The 13,189-nt window shown below is 56.1% G+C and carries 16 protein-coding genes; 9 read left to right on the top strand and 7 right to left on the bottom strand.

All coding sequences use genetic code 11. The features are described from left to right. The first annotated feature begins 13 nt into the window (after positions 1-13). The 3 genes from ACFQDM_RS08005 (at position 14) to trmB (ending at position 2,448) form a co-directional block, all read left to right on the top strand. Positions 14-463, top strand: coding sequence for a helix-turn-helix domain-containing protein (locus ACFQDM_RS08005; RefSeq protein WP_377377770.1), 450 nt, complete (start codon positions 14-16; stop codon positions 461-463). Between the two features lie 98 nt (positions 464-561). Beyond that, entirely contained in the window at positions 562-1,737 is a 1,176-nt protein-coding gene (gene metK / locus ACFQDM_RS08010) for a methionine adenosyltransferase (protein WP_377377773.1), read from the top strand. 15 nt (positions 1,738-1,752) lie between these two features. Further along, positions 1,753-2,448 (top strand): tRNA (guanosine(46)-N7)-methyltransferase TrmB, encoded by a 696-nt coding sequence (trmB, locus tag ACFQDM_RS08015; protein ID WP_377377775.1) that lies wholly within the window; start codon positions 1,753-1,755, stop codon positions 2,446-2,448. A 59-nt stretch (positions 2,449-2,507) separates the two neighbouring features. Here the strand turns inward: trmB and ACFQDM_RS08020 are convergent, their stop codons facing one another. After that, complete coding sequence (locus ACFQDM_RS08020) at positions 2,508-3,290, bottom strand: 3-hydroxybutyrate dehydrogenase (protein WP_377377778.1); 783 nt, start codon at positions 3,288-3,290, stop codon at positions 2,508-2,510. Positions 3,291-3,384: 94 nt separating this feature from the next. Here ACFQDM_RS08020 and ACFQDM_RS08025 point away from each other — a divergent pair, with 94 nt between their 5' ends. The 5 genes from ACFQDM_RS08025 to ACFQDM_RS08045 all read left to right on the top strand — a co-directional run bounded on the left by ACFQDM_RS08025 (position 3,385) and on the right by ACFQDM_RS08045 (position 7,037). Further along, complete coding sequence (locus tag ACFQDM_RS08025; RefSeq protein ID WP_377377781.1) at positions 3,385-3,822, top strand: DUF350 domain-containing protein; 438 nt, start codon at positions 3,385-3,387, stop codon at positions 3,820-3,822. Between the two features lie 9 nt (positions 3,823-3,831). Then, on the top strand, positions 3,832-4,659 hold the full coding sequence (locus ACFQDM_RS08030; protein WP_377377784.1) for a S1 family peptidase: 828 nt from the start codon (positions 3,832-3,834) through the stop codon (positions 4,657-4,659). After that, entirely contained in the window at positions 4,656-5,558 is a 903-nt protein-coding gene (pyrF, locus tag ACFQDM_RS08035; RefSeq protein ID WP_377377786.1) for an orotidine-5'-phosphate decarboxylase, read from the top strand. Before ACFQDM_RS08030 ends, pyrF begins: the two co-directional genes overlap by 4 nt. 34 nt (positions 5,559-5,592) lie before the next feature. Continuing rightward, positions 5,593-6,123 (top strand): TerB family tellurite resistance protein, encoded by a 531-nt coding sequence (locus ACFQDM_RS08040; RefSeq protein ID WP_377377789.1) that lies wholly within the window; start codon positions 5,593-5,595, stop codon positions 6,121-6,123. A gap of 95 nt (positions 6,124-6,218) precedes the next feature. Then, positions 6,219-7,037 carry a sulfotransferase domain-containing protein gene (locus ACFQDM_RS08045; protein ID WP_377377791.1) on the top strand — a complete coding sequence of 273 codons (819 nt, stop codon included), beginning with the start codon at positions 6,219-6,221 and terminating at the stop codon, positions 7,035-7,037. Here the strand turns inward: ACFQDM_RS08045 and ACFQDM_RS08050 are convergent. The 5 genes from ACFQDM_RS08050 to ACFQDM_RS08070 are packed head-to-tail and all read right to left on the bottom strand — an operon-like array spanning position 7,034 to position 9,794. Next, positions 7,034-7,327 carry a YciI family protein gene (locus tag ACFQDM_RS08050; RefSeq protein WP_377377794.1) on the bottom strand — a complete coding sequence of 98 codons (294 nt, stop codon included), beginning with the start codon at positions 7,325-7,327 and terminating at the stop codon, positions 7,034-7,036. The two genes, ACFQDM_RS08045 and ACFQDM_RS08050, sit on opposite strands and share 4 nt — an antisense overlap. Positions 7,328-7,337: 10 nt before the next feature. Beyond that, complete coding sequence (locus ACFQDM_RS08055; protein WP_377377796.1) at positions 7,338-7,811, bottom strand: VOC family protein; 474 nt, start codon at positions 7,809-7,811, stop codon at positions 7,338-7,340. Positions 7,812-7,834: 23 nt separating this feature from the next. Then, complete coding sequence (locus tag ACFQDM_RS08060; RefSeq protein WP_377377798.1) at positions 7,835-8,323, bottom strand: hypothetical protein; 489 nt, start codon at positions 8,321-8,323, stop codon at positions 7,835-7,837. 14 nt (positions 8,324-8,337) lie between these two features. Beyond that, positions 8,338-9,249 (bottom strand): methylated-DNA--[protein]-cysteine S-methyltransferase, encoded by a 912-nt coding sequence (locus ACFQDM_RS08065; RefSeq protein ID WP_377377801.1) that lies wholly within the window; start codon positions 9,247-9,249, stop codon positions 8,338-8,340. A gap of 50 nt (positions 9,250-9,299) precedes the next feature. Further along, positions 9,300-9,794: a DUF2244 domain-containing protein gene (locus tag ACFQDM_RS08070; RefSeq protein ID WP_377377803.1), complete on the bottom strand. Its 495-nt coding sequence runs from the start codon at positions 9,792-9,794 to the stop codon at positions 9,300-9,302. Between the two features lie 86 nt (positions 9,795-9,880). Here ACFQDM_RS08070 and nth point away from each other — a divergent pair, with 86 nt between their 5' ends. Next, positions 9,881-10,612, top strand: coding sequence for an endonuclease III (nth, locus tag ACFQDM_RS08075; RefSeq protein WP_377377806.1), 732 nt, complete (start codon positions 9,881-9,883; stop codon positions 10,610-10,612). Here the strand turns inward: nth and ACFQDM_RS08080 are convergent, their stop codons facing one another. Next, the gene (locus tag ACFQDM_RS08080; RefSeq protein WP_377377809.1) at positions 10,613-13,189 is read right to left on the bottom strand and encodes an HWE histidine kinase domain-containing protein; all 2,577 of its coding nucleotides are present in this window, start codon (positions 13,187-13,189) and stop codon (positions 10,613-10,615) included.

Below are 13,189 nucleotides of genomic sequence, written 5' to 3' on the forward strand. Positions count from 1 at the left end.
GTAGGTTATATCAATGTCCGAAAATAAACTCCCGAACCTGATCGATAAACATGTTGGCCGCCGCATTCGTTGGCGCCGTCGAGAACTGAAACTCAGTCAGGAAAAACTTGGCGAAATGCTTGGCCTGACGTTTCAGCAGGTTCAGAAATACGAAAAAGGCGTGAACCGGATTTCCGCTGGTCGTCTGTTTGACGTCGCAAAAGTTCTGGACGTTGGCATCGGCTATTTCTACCAGGGTGTGGAAGAGGTCGGTGACCTTGCTGCACTGGGCGTCGCCGAAGATGACGCAAGTTCTGATCTGGCTGGCATGATTGACGCAAACGCGATCGATCTCGTCACAGCTTATCAGAGCATTCCGGATCCGCGCCTTCGCAAATCCCTTCTGGATGCGGTGAAAGCGGCTGCTGAGTCTTTCAGCCGTAACGCGACCTTCCGCGACGATAGCGACACTTCTGACGCTTAACATCCCGAAGAAATTCTGTTATTTCCCTTGCAAACGCTCCTTTCGGTTCCATAACCAGAGGAGCGTTTTCTTATTTTTCCGTGACAGGAGTTCCTTGATTGATCCGTTCATCCTACACATTCACCAGTGAAAGTGTTTCTGAAGGCCACCCGGATAAGGTGTGCGACCGCATCTCAGACAGCATTTTGGACCTGTTCCTTTCGCGCGATCCTGTTGCCCGGGTTGCATGCGAAACACTCGCGACCACGAACCGCGTCGTTCTGGCCGGTGAATTTCGTTGCAAGGACGAAGTCAGCGATCAGGAAATCGAGGACGTCGTTCGCTCTGCCATTCGTGACATTGGCTATGAGCAAAAGGGTTTTCACTGGGAAAACGTGAAAATCACCAACCTCCTGCACGAACAATCTGCCGAGATCGCTCAGGGCGTTGACGAGGGCACAGGCACCTATGCCGAAGAAGGCGCAGGCGACCAGGGCATCATGTTCGGCTATGCCGTTGATGAAACGCCAGAGCTGATGCCAGCGACCATCTATTATTCCAACGAGATCCTGAAAGAGCTCGCTCGTCTGCGCAAAACCGGCGAACAGCCTGATCTGCAGCCAGACGCGAAGAGCCAGGTCTCACTTCAGTTTGAAAACGGTGTACCGGTCGGGTCCAATTGCGTGGTTGTCTCAACACAGCATTCTGACCGCGTGTCCGTTGGCGAAGTGCGTGACATCGTCAAGCCGGTCGTCGAATCCATTCTGCCTGAAGGCTGGCTCCCGAAGGATGAAGACTTCTACGTCAATCCGACGGGTCGTTTCGTCATTGGCGGTCCTGACGGCGACGCTGGCCTGACAGGCCGGAAGATCATCGTCGACACCTATGGCGGCGCAGCCCCGCATGGCGGCGGCGCGTTCTCCGGTAAGGACCCGACAAAAGTTGACCGGTCCGCCGCGTATGCCTGCCGCTATCTGGCAAAGAACGTGGTCGCTGCCGGTCTTGCGAAACGCTGCATCATTCAGGTTTCCTATGCGATTGGTGTTGCCAAGCCTCTGTCGATCTATGTCGACACACAAGGCACAGGACAGGTTGACGAAGCCAAGATCGAATCCGTGCTGCATGAAGTGATGGATCTGTCACCAAAAGGCATTCGTACCCATCTGAAGCTCAACCAGCCAATCTTTGCCCGCACAGCTGCTTATGGTCACTTCGGCCGCGCAGCCGAGGCCGATGGCGGTTTCAGCTGGGAAAAAACCGATCTGGTCGAAATCCTGAAGAACCATTTCAGCTAAACTCTGACTGCCGTCATGACCGAAGACAAAATTCATCTCCGGAACATCCGGACATTTGGTCGGCGTGACGGTCGTCCGCTTTCCAGGCGGCAACAGACGCTTGTCGATGATCTGTTGCCGCGTATTTCCATTGAACGCGAGTCTGACGCGCCGATCACGTCGAGCAGCCTCTTTGATGAGGCGGCGAAAGACGTATGGCTGGAGATCGGGTTCGGTGGCGGCGAACATCTCATTCGTCGCGCCCGGCAATATCCGGACATCGGCCTTATTGGCGCTGAGCCGTTCATTGACGGTGTCGCCAAGGCGCTTGGCGGCATAGATGATCACAAGCTGGAAAATGTTCGCCTGTTTCCGGACGATGTGCGGCTGATCCTCCCCCGTATGGAAGCAGGGCTGATCAAACGCTGCTTCATCCTGTTTCCAGACCCATGGCCAAAACGTCGTCAGCAAAAACGTCGATTGATTCAGCCGGACTTTCTGGATGATCTCGCCCGCGTCATGGCACCTGGTGCACCGCTACGTTTTGCCACCGATGTGGCAAGCTATGCAGATGAAGCCCTCTGGCGAATTTTGCAGCACGGCGCCTTCGAATGGCAGGCTGAAAAAGCCGATGACTGGCGCAAACAACCCGAAGATCATGAAGCAACGCGCTATCAGCTCAAGGGGCTGGGTGATTGTGCCCCGGTCTGGCTCGAATTCCAGCGTATCTGATACGAAAAAGCCACGGCGCGACCCGTGGCTTTTCTTTATCCAGTTGGTGGTCTGGCAGACTATTGGGCAACCCAGCCGCCATCCATCGAAAGAATGGACCCGTTCACCTGAGAAGCCCCGTCGCTGCAAAGGAAGCTCGCAAAGCTTGCAACCTGCTCTACGGTGACAAACTCTTTCGTTGGCTGAGCTGCCAGAAGGACGTCTTTCTTGACCTCTTCCTCTGAAATGCCGCGCGTTTTGGCCGTATCTGCGATCTGACCTTCGACCAGCGGTGTGTAGACATAACCCGGACAAATCGCATTGCAGCGAACGCCATGCTGCGCGCCTTCAAGTGCGATGGTCTTTGTCAGACCGGCAATGCCGTGCTTGGCGGCCACATAGGCCGACTTGTAAGGCGACGCGACCAGCGCATGCGCTGACGCCACGTTGATGATCCGGCCCCAGCCTTTTTCCTTCATCTCCGGCATGGCCAGACGAATGGTGTGAAAGCTGGAAGACAGGTTCAGCGCAATGATCAGATCCCATTTTGCGACCGGAAAGTCCTCGACCGGAGAGACATGCTGGACGCCCGCATTGTTGACCAGCACATCAACACTACCAAGCTCTGACTTTATGCTCGCCATCATGTCTTCAATCGCGGCGGCGTCCGTCAGGTCTGTTCCGTGATAGACGGCTTTGACACCATGGTCCTTTTCAAGCGAAGCACGAAACGCCTCGATTTCGTCAGCATCACCAAAGCCGTTCAACACAATATTGGCACCGTCCGCAGCCAGCTGTGTCGCGATGGCTTTGCCAATCCCGCTCGTTGAACCGGTAACGAGTGCAGTTTTGTGTTTCAGCATATCAATTTACTCCAGAAAGCGATGCTTGGGTTGAACCAGCTTGACGCAGAACATGACCGTCTATTACGCCTTAAAAACAGACAAGAGGTAGGCCATGGAAGCGGCAATCGATTCTTTCTCGCATGGGTTCGACAATTTTCTGATCAGTACAATAGTCGCGGGTCTACTTTTAACCGGTTCCTGCGTGGTTTATGTGCTGTTGACCCCGATGAAGGAACTGGAATTGCTCCGGCAGGGAAATGCGTCAGCCGGTCTGGCGCTCGCGGGCGTCATTATCGGTCTCGCCATTCCCATGGCATCGGCTCTGGCCTTCAGCATTTCCGTATTTGAACAGATCATCTGGGGTGTCGTCGCCTTGCTTATCCAGCTTCTCGCCTTTCGAGGTGTTGATCTGCTGCTCAAGGATCTGCCGAAACGCATTGAGAACGATGAAGCCGGCGCCGCGATTTTGCTGATTGCCGTCAAAATCTCTTCGGCCCTGATCATCGGTGCAGCGCTCTGGCCTGCCACCGCGCCGGTTCCACTGCCTTAGGATGGTCCGGTGAAGATCCCTGACTGGCTCATATATCTGGTTGTTCTCGCGGCTGTTTTATACGGGGTTTTCTCCCGGTCGACGAATACCGATGCGCCGCCAGCCCCACCAGTCGATATTGAGGGCCAGGGTTCGATATTGCCGCCCCCTTCCGTGTTCGATCAGGAAGTGATGGTCGAGGTAGATCCATCGACCACAGCCAGCACCGGCACCGCCTTTTCTCTTGGGACGACCGGATACTGGCTGACCGCACGCCATGTCGTCGATGGCTGCACCAATCTTGCGCTCGCCGTTGGCAATCGCAGCGTCGTTCCGGTGCGGGATTATCAGGTTTTCGCTCAGGGTGATCTGGCGCTTCTGCGCACCGATGGCGGACCGGACAGCATTGAATTTGATCTGGAAACCGATCTGCATGTTGGTCAGTACGGATTTCATTTTGGATATCCGCAAGGTCAGCCCGGTGAAGTCACGAGCCGTCTGCTTTCCCGGTCGCGCCTGACAACACGCGGACGTTACAGCACATCCGAACCGGTGCTCGCATGGGCCGAATCCGGTCGGACCCGTGGCCTGATTGGTACGCTGGGCGGTATCAGCGGCGGACCTGTCTACAATGTCGAAGGCGAGGTGATCGGTGTCACGGTTGCGGAGAGCCCACGGCGCGGTCGCATCTACACAACAGCGCCTGCGTCTGTTGAAACCTTCCTCACATCCCTCACGCAGTTCCAGCCCGAGGACGGGACAAAAAGAGCGATCACGCTTGACAATTATGGCGCAGAGGCAGACCGATTACGTCGAAACCTGACAATCATTCCGGTTGTCTGCAGAGAGAGACAGTGAGCGTGACAACCTGTTTTGCAGATCGGCTGATGGAGCGTGTTCGGACGTTCGGCCCGCTTTGCGTGGGCATTGACCCTCATCCCAGCATGTTCCCGGAGCTGTTTGGCAAGCCGAGTGCAGGTGCTATTGCCGTCTGGGCTGATGGCATTATCGAAGCTGCCGCCTCTCAGGTTGCCTGCATCAAACCACAGGCCGCTTTCTTTGAAGCCTGGGGCAGCCCCGGCATGGCCGCGCTCGAACATGTCTGCAAAACCGCTCACAATGCAGGTCTGATTGTCCTGCTCGATGCCAAACGCGGCGATATCGGTTCAACGGCGCAGGGTTATGCCGATGCTTATCTCGGTGAAAACGCTGTCGTGGCCAATGACGCGCTCACGGTAAACCCTTTCATGGGCCTTGAGACGCTGGACCCGTTCATCAACACGGCAAAAGACAATGGACGCGGCGTTATTGTTCTGACCCGCACCTCCAATCCCGGAGCATCTGATTTTCAGGAGAAGGAAATCGATGGCGAACCGCTCTATATGCGTCTCGCCAAAAGCCTGCATGATCGAACCGAGCTTTTGATGGGCCAAAAGGAAGACTGGTCCGGGCTCATGATGGTGATTGGTGCGACCGCACCGTCAGAAGCGCGCCAGATCCGTGAAGCTGCACCGAAAAACGTCTTTCTGGTTCCAGGCTATGGCGCACAGGGCGCGGGCGCAGATCAGGCTGTATCAGGCTTTCTTCCCGGCAAAGATGGCACGCTGGAAGGCGGCGTCGTAAATGCATCAAGATCTGTGAATTTTCCGCAGGCAGCGCAAACAGCCGGCACAGCCGATGCCTGGCAGGCTGGCATACGCGAGGCGATCGCGCGCGCGCAGGATGATCTGAACAAGGCAACGCGACGAGGAAACTGATCAATCGCGCCTTTCTCTCTGGGGGAAACATCTGATGCACATTCTCATGATCGTTCTGGGCGCGATCGCATTCATTGGCGGACTGATCTGGCGGCTGCAGGCCGCATCACAGGCAGGTGCGAAAGTCGCTGATATGGCGCAAACAGCTGCAAACCTGCCGCGAAAGCTGGCCTTCCGACGCAAAACCGGCAAGCGCGGCTCGCAGCTCGTCACCGACGCACGCGAAGCGGCTGTCATCCTGATGCTCGAAATCGTCCGGGCCTCCGGCGAAATGAGCCGGCAGCAGAAAGACACCATCCTCTCCATCATCCAGTCGCAGTTTGACTTCTCGCCTGAGGATTCAGAGGAAATCCTGGTGCAGGCCAGCTGGGTCAGCCAGATCGAGGCTGGCAAGGAGAGCATGCAGCGACGTCTCACGCGGCTGGTTACTGAGCAGGTCAGCGAAAAAGATGTCGTCGAACTGGATGGCATGCTGGTCGAGGTCTCCGAGGCGGATGGCATGCCGACGAGCGAACAGCTGGCAGTCTTGCAGGTTTATCGACGCGTCGCAGGCGTTGTGGCCTGATTGGGGTGATCTTGCACTTTGTCAGGCTCGACAGCTGCGCCATTTGCGTTTAGCCGGACGGGCGCTGACCAAATCCAAACCCAGAGTTTCACGTCATGGATGATGCTTACAGATCCCGCGTCCGCAAGGACAATTGGCTAAACGGCTCGGTCCTTCGCCATGGACGCCTGCAGGGTTGTCTCGTGACCTCCAAGAATTCCGGCACGCACTGGATCAAATACATGCTGAGCGTTGCGCTCGCAGACACATATTGTGTGCCGCCGCCGAAATACTTCTCCGAAGCGGCCACGCAGGACTATATCGGCAGTCCGAAACACACCTCGCCGCATGAGGCGCTGCCAAAGCTTGCCTTCGCGCATACCATTCCGCACCGTCTGATGGATGTGCAGCTCCTGCAGAATGCGTTCAACCTGCCACCTTATGTGCTTCAGGTCCGCCATCCCATGCAGATTCTCGCCTCACATTTCGCGAAATGGAATTATCAGCTCCAGACCGACTGGATGACCTATCTGAAAGGCGATCCATCAGGCGAAGCCTATCGCTGCGATCTCTACTGGCTGGCCCGGTTCTGGAATCGCTGGGGAGAGCTGCAGGCGAAATATCCGGAGAAAATCCTGCGCATTCATTATGAAGGTGTGCAAGCAGACACACGCGGATCGCTTCAGGCGATCTCTGATCACTGGAAGATCGGTCTGAAACCGGAATCGATCGAGCTTGCCATTCAGGAAGGCACGAAAGAGGCCATGGCCAAAAAGGTGGATCCGGCGGCTGAAAAGAACGTGCTGCAAAAGCGCGCTGACCGGCTCGAAGATCTGTTTTCAGGAGAGGCCCTGACGCTTTATCAGGACATTGTCGGCGAGTATTTCGAGTATGACCTGGGGTATGACCTCCTGGCCATACCCCAAAAGGCCTAGGCGTCCGGGTTGCCGATGACCCATTTGAACGGACGGATTTCGACAGACGCAAACACGCCCGCCTTGGCATAAGGGTCGCCCGCCGCCCATTCACGCACGGCTGCAACGCTTTCGCCTTCAACAACGAAAAGCGAGCCGGCAGGCGTTTCGCGATCTTCTGCGAACAACGGGCCCGCAATGCGGACAATGTCCTTTTGCGCCTTCGCCCATTCCAGGTGCGCCGGACGATGCTCCATCCGCTTTTCAACGGAGCCAGGTGCATCCAGACCAATGATATTAAAAAGTGCCATGAGATCGTTCCTACCAGGTGCCAATGTTTTCGGCGCTTGCCCAAGGCTCTTTCGGAGGCTTGGGACCGCCCTTTTGAAGGAGCTCGATCGAAATATTATCGGGTGTCCGCACAAACGCCATATAGCCGTCACGCGGCGGACGATTGATCGTCACACCGAGGCTCTGCAAATGTTCAACCGCTTCGTAAATGTCATCGACCATATAGGCCAGATGCCCGAAATTGCGGCCACCGTCATAGGTTTCCGGGTCCCAGTTCCAGGTCAGTTCAACCATTGGGATTCCCGCGCGCAAGGGTGATTCCAGCGGCGGCGTGATGCCGGCACGGTCAATATCTGCCTGCGTGGCGAGAAAGCTGAGCGTAAACCGACCAGCTTCATTTTCCTTGCGGCTGACTTCCACCATGCCAAACCCTTCCGAGAAGAATTTCAGCGTGCTTTCCAGGTCCGACACACGGATCATGGTGTGAAGGTATTCAAATTGCATGTCGCAAACTCCTCTTGGATCGATCAGATACGCGCCGCTTTGGTCACACGCCCGGCTTTCTGATGCATCCACTCTTCCTCGAAACGGACAGGGCGATACATGTGATAGCGATGGGCGAAGATGGCTGCGACACAGATCAGAGCTCCGAAACTGAATATGGCCAGAGCGAAAGAATGTACCAGCTCACCTTCGGTCAGGGCCGCAGGGCGATCAAAAGCATAATAAGCAGCGCTCCAGACCATATTTACCAGCCAGAGCGCAACCGGCAGCGCGATCACGGCCGCAAACGCGCCCAGCCAGCGATACACATTCACGCGCAGATCACTGCAACGCAGATAAGCGCGCTCAAACGGCGGATAGGCCTCGCCCGCATCAATCTCTCCGCGCTCACGGCCCAGCTCAAACATATCGCGCGCTTCGCGACGGGTCATTACGAACTGAAAAACGACAAAGGCGGCCCAGATGACGAAAAGGCCGAGAACAATGGTGACGGGACCCATACAGGTACTCACTCTGGTTACTTGGTTCAGATGCTGTGTTCCGTTTCACCACGAAAAGCAGATTCCAGGAACAACATGGCGCGCTTTCTTCGCACGCCCCAGTGATAATTATGCAGTCGACCGTCCGCCGCCAAGGCCCGATGGCAGGGAATAAACCAGGAAATCGGGTTCGCACCGATGGCTGTACCCGCTGCGCGTGCAGCTTTCGGGTTCCCGACACGCTCTGCGATAAATCCATATGTCCGCGTCTCGCCGAACGGAATGTCCAGCAAAGCGCGCCAGACCTGCCGTCTGAAAGGTGTCCCGAACAATGCAAGCGGCACGCTGGCCCCCGGCTCGAACACCTTTTCAGCAAACGCCGCCGCCGCCTGATCATCCCGGCGAATGCGCGCAGAAGGGTATCGCCCTGCAAGATCGGAAAACGCCGCCTCTTCGCCGCGACCTATTTTCTGGCCCACTGCTTCCGGGGTCTGCTCGCCTTCATCAATGAAGCCAAGCGCGCAAAGCCCGCGATCGCAGAACAGAAACACCCCCGGCCCAAAAGGGGTGGGCCCTTTTCCGATGGTGAGTTGAACGTCTTTTCCGCCGGACCCGGCCTCTCCGGGGGTCAGCGCCTCATGCGCGATAAACAGATCATGCAGCCGGGACGGCCCGGAAAGGCCGACTTCAAAGCTCGTTTCCAGCACACTCGCACCCGAACGCAGCAACTCACCAGCTTCGCCATGTGCCAGTACAGAGACATATTGCTTGGGTGTCAGCCCGGCCCAACGGGAAAACTCGCGCTGAAAATGATAGGGTGAAAGCCCGAAGGCCGCTGAGATGTCTTCCAGCCCCGGCTGCTCGCGCCATTGTTCACCGATATGTTCCAGCACGCGCGCCATACGGTCATAGGCGATACAGCGTTCATTCAGTTCAGGGTGAGGCAGTTCGTTCATCATGCAAGGAGTTTGACCCCTCTCTTGTCCACTCGCCACCCGTTTTTTGCGGTTCAGACCGGGTGACGTTCCGCGCGGGCACGAACAAGCGCGCTCCGCATGGCTTTTGCCAGATCCAGACGCTCATCCGGGGTCAGAAACCGCCCGATCACATAGGCCTCCCGGCGCGATGCCAGTGTCAGCCAGCTGGTCGGCTTCACCGGTTCATCCAACTCAATCCGTGCGAACGCGGTCGGAAGCTGAACATTGGAGCGCTCACCTTTTGGGTTCACATGATCAACGCGAAGCACATCCGCCGTGATACGCACGCGTGTTTTCTGCTTTTGCTGGCGAAAACACATCTTGAACGCCAGCCATACCGCCAGAATGTCGAGCCCTAAAAAACCGACAATCGGAAAGGCGCCAACAGCCAGAAAGCTGATGGCCGACATCACATTAATGCCCACCACAATCGCCATCACCACATAAAAGGCAGACCGTGACAGAGACTGGTTCGGCGTCAGCTCTGCATCCAGATAAACCGGGCTTTCAGGATTGAAGTCACTCATGACAGCGGAATTTATACCGATGCAGATGATTGGCTAGTGACAATTTTTCCAGCTAGAAGCAGCGGGACAGATGATTTGGAATTGCTATGGCCACGACCCGGAAAAAAACGACGCGCCCAAGACGTTTCTCAAAGGAGAAAGCCGGCGAGCTGTTTGAAATCCTCGCCCAGGAACGTCCCGATCCGAAAACCGAGCTGGATTTCGTCAACCCCTACACGCTGGTCGTCGCTGTCGCTCTGTCTGCCCAGGCCACCGACGTTGGCGTGAACAAGGCCACCAAAAAGCTCTTTCAGATTGCTGACACGCCTGAAAAAATGCTGGCACTGGGCGAAGAGGGCGTGGCTGAACACATCAAGACCATTGGCCTGTGGCGCAACAAGGCAAAGAATGTCGTCGCGCTGTCTCAGATGATCCTGGATGAATTTGACGGGGAGGTGCCGCAAACACGTGAAGACCTCGTCAAACTGCCAGGCGTCGGACGCAAAACAGCCAATGTCGTCCTCAACGAAGCCTTTGGTCAGCCAACCATCGCCGTCGACACGCATATTTTCCGCGTTTCAAACCGAACGGGGCTTGCTCCGGGAAAAAACCCGGATCAGGTCGAAGAAGGTCTGGAAAAGGTCACGCCAGAACCCTATCGCAAAGGGGCACATCACTGGCTGATCCTGCACGGGCGCTATGTCTGCGTCGCCCGCAAACCCAAATGCTGGACCTGTGCCATCGAACATCTGTGCAAGTTCAAGGACAAGACACCGGACCCGGAGACGACTGCAAAACCTGCCAAATCGTCTCTCGGACCGAAGGCGCCAAAAACCTGATCAGGTCTGGCTACCGACCGCTTTGAGGATGCCAGAGCGCAGTGCGTCGGAATCGAACGGCTTCTGGATGATCACAGGGTCATTATAACGCTCGAGCAGATCGCTCGATTCGCCATAGCCCGTCACAAAGACAAACGGCATGCCCATCGCAATCGCTTTTTTCGCGACAGCATCACTCGTTTCATCACCGAGATTGATGTCGAGAATGGCAAAATCAAATTTCGACCGCTCCAGCGCATCCAGCGCCTCAGACACGGAGGCAACGACTTCCACCTCGCGGGTGCCGAAACGCAGCAGGGTCTCTTCTGCGTCCAGCGCGATGATCATATTATCATCGAGTACAAGCGCCCGCTCCGGCAACTCGGTATCATCCTGAAGCGACTTGCCGAGCTTGGCGGATTCCTCTGATGACTGTCTGGCAGACTTCGACGAGTCGAATTTCACGCAGCTTTCCGGGATGATGAGGTCAGCTTCAAAGCCGGAAAGTTTGTAATGCAGATCAACTTTGCCTTTGAGCTCATAAGGGATGGATCGCTCGATCACGGTCGTGCCAAAGCCCTTACGCGTCGGCGCTTTCACGGCGGGCCCACCTGACTCGCGCCACGCAATCCGCAGGCTTCCATCGGGCTCCTGTGAAAGCGTGATCTGAATTTCGCCATTGGAATCACTTAAGGACCCATATTTGGCCGAATTGGTCGTCAGCTCGTGAATGACCAGAGACAAGGTGGTGAAGGCTTCCGGCTTCAGCATCACATTCGGGCCGTTGAGCTGCACGCGATCGCTCTTCGCACCAAGATAAGCTTCCATCTCCGTGGTGATCAGGTCCGTCAATGGCGACCAGTCCCAGCTTTCGCGGGTCAGCTGATCATGTGCGCGCGCCAGTGCATAAATGCGTCCGCCAATAATCTCGGTGAACTCATTAATGTCGGCTGTCTCGGATTTACTCTGTGAGATCAGACCACGAATGAGGTTCAGAATGTTCCGCACGCGGTGATTCAACTCAGCGATCAGGAGCTCCTGGCGCTCCTGCGCCTTTTCACGCTCGACATTTGCCGCATCAGACATACGAAGCACCACTTCAAGCAAGGTGACGCGAAGCGATTCAGCGGCGGCAATGTCACCATCTGTCCAGTAATCGGAATGGCCGGAGACGACTTCCTTCCAGGCCTCAAAGCTTTTGCGCGGCGTCAGACGAATACCGTTCGGCCCAATCGTCACCGGCTTTTCCGGATTTCCTGCCCAGTTCACTTCCTTGGTGATCTCTTTCCGGAAGAGCACGATATAGTCGCGCGGGACGCGCGAAACGGGCAGGGCGAGCAGGCCTGCTGCGCGTGAGACATAGTCCTCGGCTGGCTGATGTACGCTGGAGATCGAATCCGTTGCGAAGATTTTGCTGGTTTCCTGGCGGTTCAGATACCGCATCAGCGTATTGAACTCATCCTTGGTCGGCGTGCTGCCCGTCGCCTGAAAGTTTCCGTTGATCGTCAGTGCAACACCATCGCAATCAATCACCGATTTCAGGGCCGATGCGATCATTTCGAAGTTCTCAGACAGCGTCGCACCTTCTGCGAGCTCGCCCATAATCTGGTCGTGCAGCTTGCGTGCGCGTCTGGATTCCTCACGCTCGACCGCTGACTCCTGCTGCTCGATCAGGAATGAGAACATCTGACCGAAGAGTTCGGCCGCTGTACGTGTCTCATAATTCAGCACGCGCGGCGAATAATGGTGGCAGGCAAAGAGCCCCCACAGCTTGTCACCTTTCAGAATGCTGATCGAAAGCGACGCGCCAACGCCCATATTCTTCAGATATTCAATATGGATAGGCGAGACCGCACGCAGTCCGCTCAGGGACAGATCGAGTGGTATTTCACCTTTGCGGCGCTCGGGAATGATCGGCGATACCTTGTCATTCACATCGGAAATGATGCGCAGCGTATTGCGGCGGTAAAGCTCACGGGCCTGTTTCGGAATATCGGTCGCCGGATAACGAAGACCGAGAAACGTCCCAATGTCTTTGACGGCACTTTCCGCAATCACTTCACCGGTATCATCCGGGTGAAACTTGTAGACCATCACACGGTCAAAGCCGGTCAGCGCACGGATATGGCGCGCGGCCGTCTCACACAGCGATACAATCGAATCCTCGGTCTTGAGGCGTTCGATCAGCGGACGGATGAAGCCACCGCGATCAAGCTTTTCCTCATGATCATTTGGCTCGAATTCCATAACGATATGCCGGCCGCTCTTGTGAAGCGCGATATCGAAATGGGCGTCATTGTCCCGCAGGATGGCCATGCTGAAAATGCGTTCGACCGAGTCATCACTGGTGAGGAGCTGAAGTCGGGAGCGGACCGCATGAATGGTTTTGTCATTCACCCAGCTCCCAAAGGCTGTGCCGAGAATGTCTTCAGCCTTAAAGCCCAGAAATTTTTCGACATTCTGCGAGGCATACGTCACGATCCAGTCGGATGATACAGCGATCAGGCAGCCGAAACTCTGAACATGACCGAGCAGGTGAATCGGCTCGCGGTCGCAATTCGTCAGGTCAACCGGATCGGACGGGCTCTGAAATTCCAT

The organism is Ponticaulis profundi, from assembly GCF_042659465.1.
GTDB lineage: Bacteria > Pseudomonadota > Alphaproteobacteria > Caulobacterales > Hyphomonadaceae > Ponticaulis > Ponticaulis profundi.